The organism is Arthrobacter sp. NPDC058192 (assembly GCF_042883665.1).
GTDB lineage: Bacteria > Actinomycetota > Actinomycetes > Actinomycetales > Micrococcaceae > Arthrobacter.
This window is the reverse complement of record NZ_JBHVVJ010000025.1, coordinates 1-19,711: the sequence shown is the minus strand read 5'-3', so window position 1 is coordinate 19,711 and position 19,711 is coordinate 1. Positions and strand designations below refer to the sequence as shown.

Annotated in this window: 10 protein-coding genes and 2 pseudogenes; 11 read left to right on the top strand and 1 reads right to left on the bottom strand. The window is 65.8% G+C overall.

Features of this window, described 5'->3' with window-relative positions; all coding sequences use genetic code 11:
• Positions 1–32: 32 nt before the first annotated feature.
• The 11 genes and pseudogenes from ACFVVK_RS19620 to ACFVVK_RS19570 form a co-directional block, all read left to right on the top strand.
• Positions 33–704 carry a fasciclin domain-containing protein gene (locus ACFVVK_RS19620; protein ID WP_390270899.1) on the top strand — a complete coding sequence of 224 codons (672 nt, stop codon included), beginning with the start codon at positions 33–35 and terminating at the stop codon, positions 702–704.
• 246 nt (positions 705–950) lie between these two features.
• On the top strand, positions 951–2,609 hold the full coding sequence (locus tag ACFVVK_RS19615) for an ABC transporter substrate-binding protein (RefSeq protein WP_390270930.1): 1,659 nt from the start codon (positions 951–953) through the stop codon (positions 2,607–2,609).
• 78 nt (positions 2,610–2,687) lie between these two features.
• Positions 2,688–4,190, top strand: coding sequence for a malate:quinone oxidoreductase (locus ACFVVK_RS19610; RefSeq protein ID WP_390270897.1), 1,503 nt, complete (start codon positions 2,688–2,690; stop codon positions 4,188–4,190).
• Positions 4,191–4,353: 163 nt separating this feature from the next.
• A complete protein-coding gene (locus tag ACFVVK_RS19605; RefSeq protein WP_390270894.1) occupies positions 4,354–7,560 on the top strand; it encodes an efflux RND transporter permease subunit in 3,207 nt (1,068 codons plus the stop codon).
• Positions 7,561–8,360: 800 nt separating this feature from the next.
• Entirely contained in the window at positions 8,361–9,437 is a 1,077-nt protein-coding gene (sbnA, locus tag ACFVVK_RS19600) for a 2,3-diaminopropionate biosynthesis protein SbnA (protein WP_390270891.1), read from the top strand.
• Positions 9,438–9,439: 2 nt separating this feature from the next.
• Positions 9,440–12,559, top strand: a complete 3,120-nt coding sequence (locus ACFVVK_RS19595; RefSeq protein WP_390270888.1) for a Pls/PosA family non-ribosomal peptide synthetase — start codon at positions 9,440–9,442, stop codon at positions 12,557–12,559.
• A gap of 2 nt (positions 12,560–12,561) precedes the next feature.
• Positions 12,562–15,174: an amino acid adenylation domain-containing protein gene (locus ACFVVK_RS19590; RefSeq protein ID WP_390270886.1), complete on the top strand. Its 2,613-nt coding sequence runs from the start codon at positions 12,562–12,564 to the stop codon at positions 15,172–15,174.
• Positions 15,174–16,181: a TauD/TfdA family dioxygenase gene (locus ACFVVK_RS19585; protein WP_390270883.1), complete on the top strand. Its 1,008-nt coding sequence runs from the start codon at positions 15,174–15,176 to the stop codon at positions 16,179–16,181. Before ACFVVK_RS19590 ends, ACFVVK_RS19585 begins: the two co-directional genes overlap by 1 nt.
• Positions 16,178–17,245 (top strand): 2,3-diaminopropionate biosynthesis protein SbnB, encoded by a 1,068-nt coding sequence (gene sbnB / locus ACFVVK_RS19580; RefSeq protein WP_390270880.1) that lies wholly within the window; start codon positions 16,178–16,180, stop codon positions 17,243–17,245. The genes ACFVVK_RS19585 and sbnB overlap by 4 nt, the downstream gene beginning before the upstream one ends.
• A gap of 52 nt (positions 17,246–17,297) precedes the next feature.
• Positions 17,298–18,422, top strand: a complete 1,125-nt coding sequence (locus tag ACFVVK_RS19575; RefSeq protein ID WP_390270877.1) for an acyl-protein synthetase — start codon at positions 17,298–17,300, stop codon at positions 18,420–18,422.
• A gap of 24 nt (positions 18,423–18,446) precedes the next feature.
• Positions 18,447–18,677, top strand: a pseudogene (locus ACFVVK_RS19570) (transposase); the annotation flags it as partial.
• Positions 18,678–18,980: 303 nt separating this feature from the next.
• On the opposite strand, the pseudogene ACFVVK_RS19565 reads toward ACFVVK_RS19570, so the two are convergent.
• Positions 18,981–19,256: pseudogene (locus ACFVVK_RS19565) on the bottom strand (hypothetical protein); the annotation flags it as partial.
• Positions 19,257–19,711: the final 455 nt, after the last annotated feature.

Below are 19,711 nucleotides of genomic sequence, written 5' to 3'. Positions count from 1 at the left end.
GCAACCATCGGCACAACAAAGGAGAAACCGGAATGCAGACCATCAAGCGCACCACGTTCGCCGCTGCAGGTATCGCAGCCGCCGCCATGCTCAGCCTCACTGCCTGTGGCGGATCCGGCACGGCTTCGTCCGCCGCCTCGCCGTCCTCCGCCCCGTCGGAAGCGGGCATGGCGTCACCTTCCACGGGCTCCTCCGCCGCGGCCATGGATCCCGCCGCCAACCTCGTTGGCCCAGGTTGCGCCGCCTACGCCGCCAAGGTTCCAAGCGGCGCCGGCTCCGTCTCGGGGATGGCGCTGGACCCGGTAGCCACCGCGGCGTCCAACAACCCGATCCTCACCACCCTGACCGCGGCCGTTTCCGGCAAGCTCAACCCCAAGGTCAACCTCGTGGACACCCTGAACGGCAGCGAATTCACCGTCTTCGCCCCGACTGACGACGCCTTCAAGAAGGTTGATCCAGCCACGATCGAAGCGCTGAAGAAGGACGATGCCACGCTCAGCAAGATCCTGACCTACCACGTAGTTCCCGGCAAGATCACGCCGGACCAGATTGTCGGCACCCATAAGACGGTGCAGGGCGGCTCCGTAACGGTGACCGGCACCAAGGACGCCCTCAAGGTCGACGGCGCCAACGTCGTCTGCGGTGGCGTCCAGACCGCGAACGCCACTGTCTACATGGTCGACTCTGTTTTGATGCCCAAGTAGGCAGGATCCAGCACTCCCGATCCGGTTCCAGCCTGACTCCCTGGGCCATGGGAGAAGGGAAGGCCCGCACCACGAGGTGCGGGCCTTCCCCTTGGCGCAAAGCCACTGCCGGCGGTGGCCAACCCGTGCGCCCCAAGCTGGCGGACGGCGTCGTCAACTAGACTGGGGCTGTTCCGCAGCCGGCGGACCATCCATTTCGCAGAGGTGATTCCTTCAGTGCCCAGCAGTACACTGCCCAGCAGGACGGTGCGGCGTGTTGCCGCCAGCATCGGAGCCGTTCTCCTTCTGCTGCCGCTCGTGTCATGCACCGGTTCGCTCGACCCTGCGCCGAGCTCGGCAACCGCGTCACCCACTTCCAGCGCCGCACCCACCGCGCTTTTCACCTTCGGCACCGCCTCGGAACCGCTGGGGCTTGATCCTGCCCTGGTCTCCGACGTCGAGTCCTACCGCGTGACCCGGCAGGTGCTCGAAGGCCTCGTGGGCGTCGACCAGACCACCGGTCAGCCGACCCCGTTGCTGGCCACCGAATGGTCCCAGGGCAATGAAGGCCGGTCCTACACCTTCAAGCTGCGCGACAAGGTCGCGTTCCAGGACGGGGCGCCGTTCGACGCCGCCGCCGTCTGCACCAACTTCAGCCGCTGGTTCCACTTCCCGCCCGCCCTCCGCCAGCAGGCTTCCGGCGGCACCACCTTCAAGGGCGTGTTCAAGGCCCATGCGGACCAGGCGGCGCTGTCGATCTACAAGGGCTGCACTGCCGTGGCGCCGGACAGCGTGCGGATCGACCTCACCCAGCCTTTCACCGGGTTCCTCCAGGCCCTCACTCTCCCGGCCTTCGCCATGTCCTCTCCGCGGGCCCTCGCCGCCGAGCATGCGGACGTCCTTGACCAGAGCCGCGGCGGCCAGCCCGTTTCCGCCTACGGGCTCCACCCGGTGGGCACCGGACCGTACGTGTTCGGCGCCTGGGGCGCGGGAAGCGTCAAGCTGACCAGCAACAAGAACTACTGGGGGGACAAGGGGCAGATCGGGACGATCAAGTTCGTGGCCTACGACCATCCGGAGACCCGCATGCAGGCGCTGCTGGACGGCAAGATCGACGCCTACGACGCAGTCACCGTGGGGAACTTCGACCAGCTGGTCAAGAGCGGGAAGCAGATCATCCAGCGGGACCCCTTCTCTGTCATGTACCTCGGCATGAACCAGGAAGTCCCCGTCCTGCAGAACATCAAGGTCCGCCAGGCGATCGAGATGGCACTGGACAAGGACACCTTGATCCGCCGGTTCTTCATCGACAACACCACCCAGGCGTCCCAGTTCGTCCCGGCCAAGCTCAGCGGCTTCAACAACAACGCCCCTGCGCTCGGCTACAACCCGGGCAAGGCCAAGGAACTGCTGGCCGCGGCCGGCTACAAGGGCCAGGAACTGAAGTTCTACTATCCGCTCAACGTCACCCGGCCCTACCTTCCGACGCCGGAAAAGGTGTACGCCGAAATCAGCCGGCAACTGACCGCCGTCGGGCTCAACATCAAACCCGTGCCCGTGGACTGGGCCGACGGCTACCTGCAGAAGGTCACCTCCCCGGGCGACCACGCCCTGCACCTGCTCGGCTGGAACGGTTCGTACTCGGACCCGGACAACTTCGTCGGGCCGCTCTTCGGGGAGAAGACCGGCGAGTTCGGCTACCAGGATCCCCAGGTCTTCTCCAAAATCGCCCGGGCCCGGGGATTGCCGGACGGCCAGGACCGCACCGCGCAGTACCAGACCATCAATGCGCAGATTGCCGCCACGGTGCCCGCGGTTCCCATCGCGTTTCCGATCTCGGCCCTGGCGCTCTCGGACCGGGTGTTGAAGTACCCGGCGTCGCCGGTGCTGAATGAAGTTTTCACAAAGGTGGAGCTGAGGCCTTGACGCCCGGGGCCAATTTCAGTTAGTGGGCGCCGCGGGATATTCTGTGACAGCCAGAGCCGCTGCTATCGGAGACTGATCGTGACTTTCATTTCCAAGACCCAACATGCCGACGTCGTCCTGATTGGCGGCGGCATCATGAGTGCCACGCTTGGCGCATTCATCAAGCAGCTTGAGCCGAACTGGACGATCTCCCTGTTCGAGCGGCTCGACCAGCCCGGGCTGGAGAGCTCGGGTCCTTGGAACAACGCCGGCACCGGGCACGCTGCCCTGTGTGAGCTCAACTACTCCCCCGCAGCCAAGGACGGCTCGGTGGACCCCGGCAAGGCCCTGAACATCAACGAGCAGTTCCAGCTGTCGCGGCAGTTCTGGTCCCACCTCGTCTCGAATTCCCTGATCGGCTCGCCCAAGGGCTTTATCAACACCGTTCCGCACATGAGTTTCGTGATCGGCGAAGACCACACCAATTTCCTGCGCACCCGTTACGAGGCACTCAAGCCGAACCCGCTGTTCCGCTCGATGGAATACTCCGAGGACCAGGCCCAGATTGCCAAGTGGGCCCCGCTGATCGTGAAGGGCCGCGACCCGAAGCAGCGCGTCGCCGCAACCCGCGCAGCCGAGGGCACCGACGTCGACTTCGGCGCCCTGACCCGCGAGCTGACCACGTACCTCGGCAACAACGGCGTGGAAATCAACTACGGCCACAACGTCACCGACATCAAGCGGGCGTCCGACGGCGGCTGGGACCTGTCGCTGAAGCACCCCCGCAGCGGGGAGCACGGCTCGATCCGTGCCAAGTTCGTGTTCGTCGGCGCGGGCGGCGGGGCGCTGCACCTGCTGCAGGCCTCCGGCATCCCGGAAAGCAAGGGTTTTGGCGGGTTCCCGGTCTCCGGACAGTTCTTCCGCTGCACCGACGAAAGCCTCGCGGCCCAGCACAGCGCGAAGGTCTACGGCCAGGCCTCCGTCGGCGCGCCGCCCATGTCCGTGCCGCACCTGGATACGCGCTACGTCAACGGCAAGCGCTCCCTGCTGTTCGGCCCGTACGCCGGCTTCTCCACGAACTTCCTCAAGAACGGCTCCTACCTGGACCTGCCGCTGTCCATCCGGCCTTCCAACATCATCCCGATGCTGGCGGTGGCCAAGGACAACATGGACCTCACCGCTTACCTGGTCAAGGAAGTCGCCAAGCGCCACGACGACAAGGTTGAGGCCCTGCGCGAGTACTACCCCGAGGCCAAGAGCGGCGACTGGGAGCTCATCACCGCTGGCCAGCGGGTCCAGATCATCAAGAAGGACCCGAAGAAGGGCGGAGTGCTGCAGTTCGGCACCGAGGTCATCGCCGGACGGGACGGCACCATCGGCGCCCTGCTCGGCGCGTCGCCGGGCGCTTCCACGGCCGTGCCGATCATGATCGAACTGCTCCAGAGGTCCTTCCCCAAGAACTTCAAGGGCTGGCAGTCCAAGCTCAAGGAAATGATGCCCGGCTACGGCGTCAAGCTCAATGAGAACCCGGAGCTCGCCGCCCAGCTCGAGGCCGAGACGGCCAAGACGCTGCAGCTCGAGCAGGTCGGCGCCCACAACTGATTCCCTAAACAGGGCTCCCGGTGACGGAACCCGCGACTGGGCCCGTCATCGGGCCCGGAACCCGGCCGGGGCGGCGGCTGGTTTACACTGCTGGTTTGGGAGCCGCTGCAACTCGTTGACGTCCCGCTTGCAGTCTGCCGTCGACCCACCAGGAGACCATGAGATGTTTCGGCTCGCAAAGCTGTCGCTCGCCAACCGCGCCCTGATCGCGCTGATCACGGTCTTCGCGTCCGTGTTCGGCGTGATCACCATGTCCTCGCTGAAGCAGGAGCTCATCCCGTCTGTCGAGTTCCCGCAGATCACCGTCGTCACTTCGATGCCCGGTGCGTCACCGGAGGTCGTGGACAAACAGATCAGCGCTCCGCTGGAGACTGCGCTGGGCAGCGTCGAGGGCCTGGAATCAACGTCCTCGACGTCACGCAACGGCCGCTCGCAGATCACCCTCGCCTTCACCTACGGCACCAACCTGGACCGGGCCCGGAACCAGATCGACCGTGCCATCTCCACCGCAAGGCAGGCGCTGCCGGACGACGTCCAGCCGCAGGCCATCGCCGGGAGCATCAGTGACTTCCCGATCGTGTTCCTGGCCGTGTCTTCGGACAAGCCGCTCAGCGAACTCAATGCCGATCTCGCCCGGCTCAGTGTCCCCCGGCTGCAAAAGCTCGACGGCGTGCGGGGCGCGGACGTCACCGGCGGAGCCACCCAGCACATCCGGATCCTGCCCAGGGCCGCTGACATGGCGGCGTCGGGCGCGAGCATCCAGTCAATCAGTGACGCCCTGAAGAACAACGGGGCCCTGGTCCCGGCGGGCACCGTCGAAGAACAGGGCAAGACCCTTTCGTTGCAGATCGGCAGCCCGGTCGACTCCCTGGCTGCGATCAAGGCACTCCCCCTGGGCGCCGTCCGCAGCGCGGCGACGATCGGCAACGTGGCGGATGTCAGCCTGGTTGAAGACGCCCGGACCTCGATCACGCGGACGAACGGGAAAGAAACCCTCGCCCTGTCGGTAACCAAGAAGCCCGAAGGCGACACCGTCGCCATCTCCCACGCGGTGAAGGACGCCATTCCGCAACTGGAGGCTGAACTCGGCTCCAACGCCAAGTTCACCCCGGTCTTCGACCAGGCGCCGTTCATCGAGAAGTCGATCAAGGACCTCACTACCGAGGGCCTGCTGGGGCTCGGTTTCGCCGTCGCCGTCATCCTGGTGTTCCTGATGTCCGTGCGCTCCACGCTCGTCACGGCGGTGTCCATCCCGCTGTCACTGCTGATCACGTTTATCGGCCTGTCCGGGACCGGCTACTCGCTGAACATTCTGACCCTTGGCGCGCTGACCATCGCGATCGGCCGCGTGGTGGACGACTCGATTGTCGTCATCGAAAACATCAAGCGGCACCTCAGCTACGGCGAAACCAAGATCACCGCGATCCTGACCTCCGTCCGGGAAGTGGCCGGCGCCATCACCGCTTCCACCCTCACCACGGTCGCCGTCTTCCTGCCCATCGCCTTCGTAGGGGATCTGGCCGGCGAACTGTTCCGGCCATTCGCCCTGACCGTGACCATCGCCCTGCTCTCCTCCCTGCTGGTCTCACTCACCATCGTCCCGGTCCTGGCGTACTGGTTCCTGCGCACCCCCGGTGCGGCCGGGGGCGCCGCGACCGACCGCGCCGGAGCTGAGGGCACCGCGGGGTCCGTCGCCGCCACGGCGCATGAGGCCGAGCAGCGCACGCTGCTCCAGCGTGGCTACCTGCCAGTCCTGGCCGGAACGCAGCGGCACCCGGCGCTCACGCTGATCGCCGCGGCCCTGGTTCTCGGCGGCACCGTGGCGATGTCCCCGCTGCTCGCCACCGACCTGCTGGGCCGCTCCGGCGAGAACAGCATGACGGTCAAACAGGCCCTGCCGGCGGGCACCAGCCTGGCCGAAGCCAGCGCCTCTGCCATCCGGGTCGAGAATGTCCTGCGCGGCATTGACGGGGTCAAGGACGTCCAGTCCACCACCGGCAACGCCCAGACCGGTTTCTCGGCCCTGCTGTCCACGGGCGCGTCGAACTCGACCTTCACGGTAGTGACCGATGAAAAAGCCAGCCAGGGCAAGCTCCAGGACACCGTCCGGAACGAACTCGCCAAGGTGGCCGACGCTGGAAAGATCACCGTGGGCTCCCAGCAGGGCGGCTTCGGCACGACGTCGACCGTGGACATCACCGTCACCGCTGCCACGACCGCGGACCTGAAGAGCGCCAGTGACGCGATGGTCACGGCCATGGAGGGGGTCCCCGGCAGCAGCGAGGTGACCACCAACCTGGCCGCCAGCCAGCCCGTGGTCCAGGTCAAGGTGGACCGGGCCAAGGCCGTCGCGGCCGGCCTGAACGAACAGCGCGTCGCCGGCGTGCTGGCCGCCACGATTAGCCCGGTCCCCGCGGGAACGGTCCGGATCGACACCAACGACTTCCCGGTCCGGATCGGCGAGGGCACCCGTTTCACGAGCATCGACGCCGTCCGGGCGATCCCGCTTCCGACGGCGGCCGGCGCCGTACCGCTGGGCAGCATCGCCGCCGTCGAGCAGGTGGACGTCCCCGTCTCCATCACCGCCAGCAACGGCCAGCGCACGGCGAAGGTCTCCGTGACCCCATCAGGCGCCAACCTGGGCGCGGTAAGCACCGAAGTGCAGAACCGGCTCAAGTCCGTCCAGCTGCCGTCGGGGGTGACTGCCACAATCGGCGGCGCCACAACGCAGCAGGCGGAATCATTCCGCCAGCTGGGGCTCGCACTGCTCGCCGCCGTCGCCATCGTCTATGTGATCATGGTGGCTGCGTTCAAGTCGCTCGTTCAGCCGCTGATCCTGCTGGTCTCCGTTCCGTTCGCAGCCACCGGCGCCATCGCCCTGCTCGTGGTGACGGGTGTACCGCTGGGACTCCCGTCGCTGATCGGCATGCTGATGCTCGTGGGCATTGTGGTGACGAACGCAATCGTGCTGATCGACCTCATCAACCAGTACCGCCAGCCGCGCAACGGCGAGCCCGGGATGAGCGTGGCGGACGCCATTACGCACGGCGCCCGCCAGCGCCTGCGCCCCATTCTCATGACGGCACTCGCCACGGTGTTCGCCCTGACGCCGATGGCGCTCGGCCTGACCGGCGGCGGCGGCTTCATCTCCCAGCCGCTGGCCATCGTGGTGATCGGCGGCCTGATCTCCTCCACCGCCCTGACACTCATCCTGGTTCCGGTGCTGTACCGCCTGGTCGAGGGGCGGCGCGAACGGAACATGCTCAGGAAATCCTTGCCTCGCGGACGCCATTCCGTGCCGGTCCCGGTGGCAGAGGACTTCCCCGACGACTTCCCCGAGGACGCTCCCCTGCCGACCGGTTCACACTAGGGCCGGGCTCAGACCGGGAACCCGGCAGTGCGGCTTCTCCCTGATCTTCTCCCTGATCTGGCCCCTGGATCCGGCGGGGCGCCCACGGGAACCGCAGAAAGCTGCCGGTCGTCTCGGGGTCACTCCTCCTGTGGCGGGGCTCGGTGCTGTGGCGGAGACCGCGGCGTCGTAGAGCCGCCTGCCGACTTTGACGCCCAGCATTCTCCACAGCAGGGGCTTGAGGGGGGGTCCCGGTGAATCCCGGCATGGCCAGCAGCTTCCACAGACGTTCGGGCCGCCAGAAGTAGGAATCATAAATTGAGCAATATTGCGGCTTCAGGCTGCGGAAGCCCATGACCGAGCGTTCCACCAGCACCATGATCAGGATGCGGAACACCATCAGGGCAAGCATCATGGTGGAGATCGCCAACGCACCGAAGACGGGGTAAGCGGAGACGGCGACGGCCGAGCAGAGCTATCATCGGGCCGCGAGTGCGGGGAAGCAGGTACTCGGGGCTTGGATACAAGTACCCGGGGGGTGGATACAAGTACCCGGGGGGGTGGATACAGGTGCTCGAACTCATTGCGGTTGGCGATTAAACATAGCTACTGTCGAAACAGAGGTTTGAAGCCTCCACTGCATTTCGGAGTATCCGCGGTGGGGGCTGGGGGAAATAGCGGCGGCCGCAGTGCGCCCGCTTTGCGCGGCATTTCTTGAAAAGTAGAAGGGACCGGACGAAGATGTCCGCCACCCGTCACACACAAGCTGGCAGGAGCCTCCCCCATCCTGACCACGCTCATGACAGGGAACGAGGGAGATCATGCCGATCATCAGGGATCCGCACCTGTATAACGAGCAGAGCCTGTTCGTCGACCTGGAGGGGGTGCTGGGCTGCCGCCTCTTTCTGAAGATTGAGGGGTTCAATTTCGCCGGCTCAATCAAGCTTAAGCCCGCGCGGGAGATGGTCGAGCGCGCCGAGCGGGAGGGGTTGATCGGCCCTGGCTCCATCCTCGTGGAGTCCTCATCGGGCAACCTCGGCGTCGCGCTCAGCATGATCGCTGCCAGCAAGGGGTACCGCTTCGTGTGTGTGATCGATCCGCGCTGCAACCCGCCAACCCGGCAACTCATGGAGTCGCTCGGGGCACAGGTGGACCTGGTCACCGAACCGGATCCCGTCGACGGCTTCCTCGGAGCCCGGCTCAACCACGTGCGGGACCTGTGCGCGTCCGACGAGCGGTACATCTGGCTCAACCAGTACACCAATCCCGGCAATTGGGGAGCGCACTACCGCTGGACTGCCCCCGAGATCTCCAATCAGTTCCCCGACCTGGACGTGCTGTTCGTGGGAGCAGGGACAACGGGGACCTTGATGGGTTGCGCGCGGTACTTCCGCGAGCACCGGCCGGATGTCCGGATTGTCGCGGTCGATGCCGCAGGATCGGTCTCGTTCGGCGGCCAGCCCGCCGCCCGCCTGATCCCGGGACTCGGCATGAGCGTGCGGCCGCCGCAACTCGACGAGGCCTTGATCGATGACGTGGTGATGGTCGAAGAACTGGACACGGTGCGCGCCTGCCACCGCCTCGCCGCTGCCGGCTTCACGCTCGGTGGCTCCACCGGGACCGTGGTCCACGGCGCCGCGTCTTGGCTCATCGAACACGGGGCCCAGGACCTGACGGCGGTTGCCATTTCCCCGGACATGGGCCGACCCTACCTGGACACTGTCTACAACCCTGACTGGGTGCACGATCATTTCGGCGTCGAAGTGCTGGCAACCGCCGACGATTTGGCAAGGGCTCCGGGCCGACGGTCCGACCCGGTGTCGGAGCCACAGCACCCGGCACGTGAAGCGGTGGCCGGTTACGCCGCAACCGCCGCCTTAGGGAATTTCCTGCAGTGAAAATGAGTCTCGATAACCTGCAGGGCGCTCCGCGTTCCACATCTTCTATCGATCTCCCCATTCCTGATGCAACCGCGGCTCCGGCCGGGAACGGCTCTCCGGCCGCTCCGGCCAAGGGTACGGCCGTTGCCTTGGAGCGCCGGCTGGCGGATCTTCTGGCGTCGGTGGTAAAGAAGGACGACGTCCCCGTGGACGCCAACTTCTTCTACGACCTGGGCGCGGATTCGTTGCTGATGGCACAGTTCTGCGCCCGCGTGCGCAAGCAGCCGGACTTGCCAGCGGTGTCGATCAAGGACATCTACCAGAATCCAACGATCTCGGCGCTGGCCGCGGCTCTGGCACCGGCGGAAGTGGCGTCGGTGACGGTTCAGATCCAGGTGCAGGACCGGTTGGCAGAGGTGCTGTCCGGCGTGCTGGACATTGAGCATGTGCCAGTGGAGGCCGATTTCTTTCAGGACCTGGGCGCGGATTCGCTGATCATGGCGCAGTTCTGCGCCCGCGTGCGCAAGCAGCCGGACCTGCCTGCCGTGTCCATCAAGGACATCTACCAGAACCCAACAATCTCCGCGCTGGCCGCGGCCCTGGCACCGGCCGAGGAGGCGTCGGCGACGGTCCAAGTGCAGGAGCGGCTGGCCGAGGTGCTCGCCGACGTACTCGGCATGCAGCAGGTCCCGATGGACGCCGACTTCTTCCAGGACCTGGGCGCGGACTCGCTGGTCATGGCGAAGTTCTGCGCCCGCATGCGTAAGCAGCCGGACCTACCGACGGTCTCGATGAAGGATGTCTACGGTAACCCGAGCGTCTCTGCCCTCGCCGCGGCCCTGCAGGTTCCCCCGCAGCAGGACCGCTTGCAGGAGCCCTCACCGGCCGTGGCTTCGGTGCCGGAGGCTCCGGCGCCCATGGACGCCCGGACCTGGGAGTACGTCACCTGCGCCGCCCTGCAGGTACTCGTCTACCTCGGCTACTGCGTGATCGCCGGACTGCTCACGGTCACTTGGTACCAGTGGGTGTTCCCGGAAGCTGGGCCGGGCAACCAACACTGGTTGAGCCACGGGACACCATTTTGGGAGATCTACCTCCGGATGATCGCCTATGCCGCGGCAGTGTTCGTGCTGATGTGCATCCTGCCGGTGGCTGCCAAGTGGATTTTCATCGGTCGCTTCCGGCCCCAAGAGATCCGGATCTGGAGCCTTGCCTACTTCCGCTTCTGGCTGGTCAAGACCACGATGCGGACCTCGCCCATCCTGCTGATGACAGGCTCCCCGCTGACGACTTTCTACCTGCGAGCCATGGGCGCGAAGGTGGGCCGCAACGTCACGATTCTGACCAACCGGCTGCCGCTCTGCACCGACTTGCTCACCATCGGGGAGGGGACGGTGATCCGGAAGGACGTCATGCTCAACGGATACCGTGCCCATTGCGGTGTCATCCAGCTGGGCAGGATCACGTTGGGCAGGGAAGTGACCATCGGCGAGGGCAGCGTGCTGGACATCGACACGAGCATGGGAGACGGCTCGCAGCTGGGTCACCGGTCCACCCTGTACACCGGCCAAGCCGTGCCCGAGGGCGAGCGGTGGCACGGTTCGCCGGGCAGGCGCACGGATGTGGACTACGCCACGGTCGAGCCGACGCCTTACCGGCCGTGGCGCCGGGGATGGTTCGCCGTGTCCCAACTTGTGGCCGCGCTCGGGTCGGGCCGCATCATGCTAAGCATGGCCGTCACCCTGGCCGTCCTGTCGTACCCGCCCGTGGCGGGGCTTCTGGAGGCGTCGCCGCTCGCGTTCGCAAGCTGGACCTTTTACGCCACCGCCATCGTCATCGCCGGCTTGGGGGTCTTTGGTAGGACGATCGGGGGGTTAATCTTGATAACGACGGTGCCGCGGGTGCTCCAACTGACCCTGAAGCCGGACACGGTGTATCCGATGTTCGGGCTGCGGCACGCCGCTGAGCGGGCGGTGGCGAGGATGACCAACAGCCGCGTGCTGCCAGCGTTGTTCGGCGACAGCTCCTACGTCGTGAACTTTGTGCGGGGCATCGGCTACAAGCAGGGCAAGGTCCAGCAGACTGGATCGAACCTAGGCACGGGCTTCAAGCACGACAACCCGTTCCTGTCGGAGATTGGCACCGGAAGCATGATCGCCGACGGGGTGTCGTTCATGAATACCGACTACTCGGCGACTTCGTTCAAGGTCAGCCGGGCGGCGGTCGGCGCACGCAACTTCCTCGGCAACTTCGTTCTCTACCCAGCCGAAGCCAAGACCGGTGACAACTGCCTGCTCGCGACCAAGGTGCTGGTTCCCATCGACGGACCGGTCCGCCACGACGTGGGCCTGCTCGGATCACCGGCATTCGAAATCCCACGCTCGGTCCTGCGGGACGCCCTTCCCGAGCAGCATGCGGGCCGCGCCAACTTCCGCCGTGACCTCGCGGCCAAGAACAGACACAACCTGCGAACCATGGCGCTCTTGCTGCTTGTGCGCTGGCTCATCGCGTCGGTGGGCATGCTGGTGACGTTTGCGGGCCTCGAGTTCTACGACCAGTTCGGCGCCCTCGCCCTCAGCGCGTCGTTCGTCGTGTTGCTCGTGGTCGACTTGCTGGTTCCCATCGGCATCGAGCACCTCGTGAGGTGGTTCCGGCCGCTCGAGCCCCGGCTCTGCTCCATTTATCACCCTTACTTCTGGTGGCACGAGAGGTACTGGAAGTTGCTCATCGGGAGTCGGTTCATGCTCATGCTCAACGGGACCCCGTTCAAGCCGATGCTATGGCGTCTGCTGGGCGTGCGGATCGGGTCCAGGGTGTTCGACGACGGCTGCGGAATCCCTGAGCGGACACTGGTGACGATCGGCTCCCGCTGCACACTGAACAGCGGCACTTTTATTCAGTCCCATTCCCAAGAGGACGGGATGTTCAAGTCCGACTACAACGTCATCGGCGACGACGTCACTCTAGGCGTTGGCGCCCTCGTCCACTACGGAGTGACCATCGAAGACCGCGTCGTCGTCGCCGCCGACTCCTTCGTGATGAAGGGGACGACCCTCGCCAGCGGTTCCCTGTGGGGTGGCAACCCGGCCGAAGAGGCCCGAGCCCCCGCCACGTCCCCCCTCGCGCTGGAAAGGCCCTGATCATGACCACCACCTCTGCGTTGACCTGCCGCACCGCCGGCGGCTCGTCGGGCCCGGGCAAAGACCGAACCGCGCCCGCGGGTGCCGTGCTGACGGCGATTCCCAGGTGGACGCAGGAGCGCCAGCCGGGCCAGGGCCGGATCGAAGTGGCTGTGCCACAGGACCTATACGAGGCCGTGCGGACGCTGGCCCAGAGCCTGCAGGTGGCTCCATCTTCGATCTGGCTGGCGGCACACTCGAGAGTGCTCCACGCGTTGTCCGGCGAAACAGAGGTCACGACCGGTTGCAAGGACGCGTTCGGGACTTGGCAGTGCACCCTCGATCTGGCGCACCGGTCCTGGCGAGCCCTCGTCTCCGATGCGAACGGCCGCCAAATCCGGCCCCGTACGGAACAGTCCACCCCCGTGCAGGCTAGTCACGAGCCAGCCGCCCCGGGCTACGAAGTGGTGTTCGGCGGTATTCGGGACGACGATTCCGAGCTGCCGGAGGGCATCGTGCTCGGTATTTCGGTCGGACACGCGACCATAGGCGAGGTGCTTCGCCTGAAGTACCGCGGGGATGTTCTCGACGCAGATGCCGCCCGCCGCATCGCCAGCTACTACCTCGCCGCGCTCCGTGGCGTGGTAGCGGACCCGGGGGCGGATCCCTTGGACACCGACCTAGTCGGCCAGGAGGAGCGGCGCTTCCAGCTTGAGCAGCTCGCCGGGCCAGAGCGGCCCCGGCCCCAGCGGCGCTTCCACGAGCTGTTCGAGGAGCGCGTTCGGCAGCGTCCCGAACAAATCGCGGCCGTTAAGGACGCGCGGGAGTGGACGTACGCAGAGCTAAACGCCCGCGCCAACCGGATAGCCCGTGGTCTGCTCTCGCGCGGGCTGCGCGCGGAGGACATCGTGGCAGTCGTCGCCGAACGGGATCTGGAGTGGATGGCCGCTGTGATCGGCATCCTCAAAGCCGGAGGCGCATATCTGCCGATCGAGCCGCACTTCCCGGCCGACCGAATCGCCAGAACGCTCACGCGGGCCGGGGCCCGGGTGGTGCTCACCGAAGGCGGCAGCACCACCACCCTCGATGAGGCACTGGAAGGAATGCCCGCAGTGACGAAGCTCTTGTTCGAGGACATCGAGGCCGAGGGGCATCCCGCCGACGACCTCGGCATGGAGATTCGTCCCGATCAGCTCGCTTACGTCTATTTCACCTCCGGGTCCACTGGCGAGCCGAAAGGCGCGATGTGCGAGCACGACGGCATGGTGAACCACCTGTACGCCAAGATCGAGGACCTGGGGATCCGCCCCGGGGACGTCGTCGCCCAGACCGCACCCCAGTGCTTCGACATCTCGCTGTGGCAACTAGTCTCGGCGCTGCTCGTCGGCGGCCGCACACTCATCGTCGGGCAGGACCGGATCCTCGACGTCGAGCGGTTCATCGACACGGTGGAACGGGGCGCGGTGGCGGTCTTCCAAGTCGTTCCGTCGTATCTGGACGCCGTGGTGGCGTACCTGGGCGGCAGGCCTCGCGCCTTGCCGTACCTCCGCTGCGTCTCGGCCACAGGGGAGGCTTTAAAGCGTGAACTGGTCCGCCGCTGGTTCGACGTGATGCCGGACGTCAAGCTGGTCAACGCCTACGGGCTGACGGAAACCTCCGACGACACGAACCACGAAGTGTTGAGTGCAGCGCCCCCGGGCGGCTCCGTGCCACTTGGCCCGCCAATCCCGAACGTCCGGATCCACATCCTCGACGAGCGGCAGCGCCTTGTGCCGCTTGGAGCACCGGGCGAGATCGCATTCTCCGGAGTGTGCGTGGGCCGCGGCTACATCAACGACCCGGAGCGCACCGCGCAGGCCTACTCCATCGACCCCTACGTGGACGGCGCGCGACTCTATCGGGCCGGCGACTACGGCCGTTGGTCCCCGGACGGCAAGCTGGAGTACCTGGGGCGGCGGGACAACCAAGTCAAGATCTCCGGGTTCCGCATCGAGATCGGCGACATCGAAAACGCGCTGCTGCGGGTTCCCGCCGTCCGCGACGGCGCCGTCGTCGTCGGTGAGGGCGCCGGGCAGTCCAAGTTCCTGGTGGCGTTCTACTCCGGCAACCGGCCGCTCGAGGTCGACGAAATCCGCAGCGAGATGGCTGCCCGGGTACCTGGCTACATGGTTCCTTCGACGTACAGGTGGCAGGAGAGCCTGCCCCTGACCGGCAACGGGAAGATCGACCGGAAGGCTTTGACCCGCATGGCGCGCGAGGTCATTCCCGAGGCCGGCACCGCCGCGGAAGCCCTCTCGGCGGCCGAGCAGCGGCTTGCGGAGGCATGGGCGACGGTGCTCGGCCTGCCGATGGGCCGGATCGGTCGGCAGGACTCGTTCTTTGCACTGGGCGGGACCTCGCTGTCCGCGGTGAAGCTCGCGGTACTGCTCAAGCGCGCAGTGGCGATCAAGGACATCATGCAGACGCCCATCCTGGCAGACCTGGCGACCCTGCTCGAAGCCTCGTCCCCCGCGGACACAGCCGTTCCGCCGGACCCGCGGACGGCGGGAGCCGTCGCGGAGCCCGACTCCATGGCCCCGGCAGGAGGACCGGTTGGCCTCTCCCACCCGCTCCCCATGAAACGAAAGGACCTCTGATGTCGTCCCCTACACCCAAGATCCAGTTCGACGTGGAACGCCAAGCCGGCCGGGCGCCGCTGCTCATCGTCGAGAACGGCCACAACCCCGTGCGGTGGGCCGAAGAGAACCGTGAGGCGCTGCGTGCGGCGGTGGATGAGCACGGCGCCGTCCTGGTCCGCGGCCTGAGCCTCCGCGATCCAGCCGAAGTGGCCGATACCTTCCAGCAGTTGGCTCCAGGCGGGCTGATGCCGGACCGGGAGGCTTTCGCCGCCAGGCAGCCCTACTTGGACGGCGTGTACTCATCCCTGACGTGGCCCGCTAACCAGCCCATGTGCATGCACCACGAGCTCAGCTACGCGCTCGAGTTTCCCGGCCTGATGCTCTTCGCCTGTCTCCGGGCACCCAGCGTTGGTGGGGTGACCGGTGTGGCGGACGCCCACGCCGTGCTCGACGCCATACCGCCGGACATCGTCCGTCGGTTTGAAAGCGAGGGGTGGCTGCTCGCCCGCAGCTACAACGAGGACATCGGTGCCTCCTATGAGGAGGCGTTCGGGGTCTCAGACCGCGCGGATGTCGAGAGCTACTGCCGGGCGCACGAGATCGAGTTCGAGTGGCAGCCCGATGGAGAGCTGCGCACCCGGCAACGGCGCCCTGCTGTGGTCCGGCACCCGGTGACCGGCCAACGCTGCTGGTTCAACCAGGTTGCGTTCCTCAGCGAATGGACGATCGCGCCCGAGGTGCGGGAGTACCTGGTGGACGTCTACGGCCCAGACGGGCTGCCGTTCAACACCCACTTCGGCAACGGCGAACCGATCGGCGAGGACATCGTCGCCCTCCTGAACGAGGTCTATGAGGCCCACACCCTCCGCACCCCCTGGGAGACGGGGGACCTCATGCTGGTCGACAACATCCGCATGGCGCATAGCCGTGAGGCCTATGAGGGGCCTCGGGAGATTCTTGTCGGCATGGCCGAGCCGCGCAACATTTTCGATCTCGACAACCACAACCAGGACGGTGCACGATGACAGAGCTTGCCAGTTCCCCTGCCGCAGCGGCCGCAGAGCCGAAGACGGTTCCGCCCTTCGCGGTCATCTCAGGGACCCAGGTGCAGCAGGTGCTTCAGGGACGGGAAAAGAAGGTCATCGAGCTGGTCGAGCAGACCTACCGCGTGCATGCAGCCGGAGATTCGGTGAACCCCCCGTCTTACTTCCTGCGCTTCCCGGACCGGCCTACCTCGCGCATCATCGCCCTGCCGGCCTCGGTCGGCGGACAAGTAGAGGTTGACGGCATCAAATGGGTCTCCAGCTTCCCGGACAATGTGGCATCGGGAATTCCGCGCGCCTCTGCGGTGTTGATCCTCAACGACCAGGCAACGGGGTACCCCTTGGCTTGCATGGAGGGCTCCATCATCAGCGCCTCCAGGACCGCTGCATCTGCCGCCGCTGCTGCCGACCGGCTCAGCCGGGGACGCGGGCGTCCCCGCCGCATAGGGTTCTTTGGCGTTGGCCTCATTGCCCGCTATATCCACACCTTCCTGAAGGCCACCGACTGGTCCTTCGACGAGATCGGGGTGTTCGACCTCTCGGGTGAGAGTGAGGAGGGTTTCAAGGGCTATCTCGAGCGCAGCGGTACGGGTGCCCGGGTGACCGTGCACGACGGCCCCGAGCAGCTGATCAGAAGCAGCGACCTCGTCGTGTTCGCCACGGTGGCGGGCCAGCCGCACGTGCACGATACGACGTGGTTCGCGCACAATCCGCTGGTGCTGCACGTGTCCCTGCGCGATCTGGCCCCTGAGATCCTGCTGGCGTCCACCAACATCCTCGACGACGTCGACCACTGCCTGAAAGCCGGGACGTCGGCCCACCTCGCGGAGCAGAAGGCTGGCAACAGGGACTTCGTGGACGGCACCTTGGCCGACGTCATGGAAGGCAGGGTCTCGCTGACGGACGACCGCCCTATTGTGTTCTCGCCGTTCGGACTGGGCGTGCTCGACCTGGCAGTCGGCAAGTACGTCTACGACGAGCTTGCCGGCAATGGCCAGCTCCGGGTGGTCGGGGATTTCTTTTCCGAGTTGCGTCGGTACGGCTGACCCTGCGGCGCAAACCGCATTCATCGATTCGCACTCACCGAGGAGTGACGCAATGCTCTCCCTACCGCAGATGCTGGGGAATGTGTCCAAGGCCAACGTCCAGTCCCCTGAGGACTGGGCCCGGTCGGTCACCGACGTCCTGCGGGACGCCGCGATCTACCACCAGGCCGCAAACGGCTTCTACCGCGCCCAGTGTGACGCCCTGGGAGTCGACCCCGCCACGATCAAGGACATCAACGACCTGCAATCCCTGCCACTGTTGCCGGTGGGCATGTTCAAGCGTCCCGACGCCAAGGTGCTGCTTACTTGCTCCCTGGCCGACGTCGAGACCGAAACCCGCTCCAGCGGAACCCGCGGTGTCCCTTCCGTCATCCCCCGCAACAGCGAGACAATGACCCTGGCGCTGGTCGCCCTGCTCGGCACCTACCGGGAGTTCTTCAGCCTGTCCGGGGGCGCGGGACTTTTCTTAAACCCGTCGGACCCGGAAGCCTCGGAGATGGGACTGCTCAAGGACTTAAACGTCCTGAACAGCGTCTTCGACCACCATGCATATCTCGTTGCCGACCAGGCGTTCGACGCCGGGGAGGCCCTGGAGCACCTGCGACGATGGGAGGGACATATGACACGCCACATCGTCAGTCCGCCGTTCATCATCGACCGGCTCCTCCGGTTCCTTGAGCGGGAAAATATCAGTGTGCGCTTGGACCCGTTCAGCATGATCATCACTCTCGGGGGCTGGAAGCGGCACACAGTCGAGGCCATCCCTAATGAGAGTTTTCGGGAACGGTGCCACGACTTGCTCGGCGTGCTTCCGGTGAACGTGCGCGACATGTACGGGATGATCGAGTCGAACATGCTCGCTGTCGAATGCCACCTGCATCGCAAGCACGTTCCGCCATGGTGCTACATCTCGATCCGGGACCCTGGCCAAAGCGCCAAGGAGATCGCCCCGGGGGAGACCGGCACCATCGCCGTACTGGACGCCCTCAGCACCAGCTACCCCGGTTTCCTCCTCACCGACGACATGGGCGACGTCGAGACCGGCACCTGCGGGTGCGGCAGAACCGGCCAGGTCATCAACTTCCGCCGCCGGGGGCAGGGCGGCGGGCTTGGCCACTGCCCAGTCAGCATCGAGCGCTACCTAGGTTCGGGCACTACTGAATCGCACCGGGTTTGATGGAGACATCGATTACCCGGAAGAATGATTCCGATGCCAGCACAACGGAAGTACTCAAATGAGCTTCGTGGGCGCGCAACGCGGACGGCCATTGATGCAAGGAAAGACCCTGCGACCAGGACCGGTGCGTTCCGCCGGATCGGCGAGCAGCTCGGGGTGAATCCCGAGGCACTGCGGACCTGGGTGAGCCGGGCCGAGACCGACGAGGGCCTGCGTCCGGGAACGACGACGGTGGACTCGGACCGGATCACAGAACTCGAGCGTGAGGTCCCGGCCAGAATCGCCTCCTCAGCCCGGAAGCTAATACTCCACCTGCCCGCGGATTGGCCCTGGGAAACCGCCTGGAAGGACCTGTTCAACCGGACCTTCCCACGGCCGGCAAAGACCTGACCGGCCGCCCCGCACCAAGACAACCAAGGACCACAGTGGAACACCACCGGCAGCGGGGCCGGACAATCCGGCCTGCCCAGATCCCGCCCCGCCCGGCCACACCAAATCCCGCGGTCCTCAACGAGCCCGTCGGTGGATCACGGCTGAGACCCCCTCCCCCTGGACGGCTGTCACTGCGAGGGATCCAAGAGTCATCCCGTTGGAATGCATTCGTGAAGCCGAGGATGCGGGTCCTGCCGGTGACTTTTCGGGCCAGCTTCAGGGCCGCTTCAGAATTGTTGTGACCGTAGTTCAGGGCGCCGGCGCCGGAAAAGAAATCAAGACGGTCCCTGCCGTCCTCACTGTAGCCCGTGCTGCCGGACGCGCGGTCGAAGACTGCGTCCCAGGTGCGGCAGCACGGGCTACAGTGAGGACTTCTGACTCAAGGACGTCAAAAATATCCATCAGTAGCTTTCCTTCGTTCTATTTCCCGGTCCAGATGCGGCTCAGAAATCCGGAAATCGGTCACACGACGGCGAAGTGTTGTGACGCCAAGCCACGGTCAGGAAGCGTGCCCGGTAATGAATCTTAGCTATGGAATCCGGCTAAGTTACGGATCCGTAGGCCGTACCCGAAATCAATATCCGGCCCGGTCTACATAGCTGTACTCACACGGCAAGTCGTCCGAATCAAGTAGTCCGAATCAAGTAGTCCAGGATCCGCATCAACGCACAGCGTCCTCGGGCAATCTGCCGAAGCGGCGTGGTGCTGTAACCGTTCTTCTGGAGCTGGATGTCAGCCGCGTGGGGCCAGGGCGTAGGATGCGGTGGCGTAGGCCATGGCGGCGGACATTTCCTTGAGCAGGTCGGCGTTGGCGTTGCTGATGGTGTCGCAGGCTCTGTGGTAGCAGGGATCGAGTT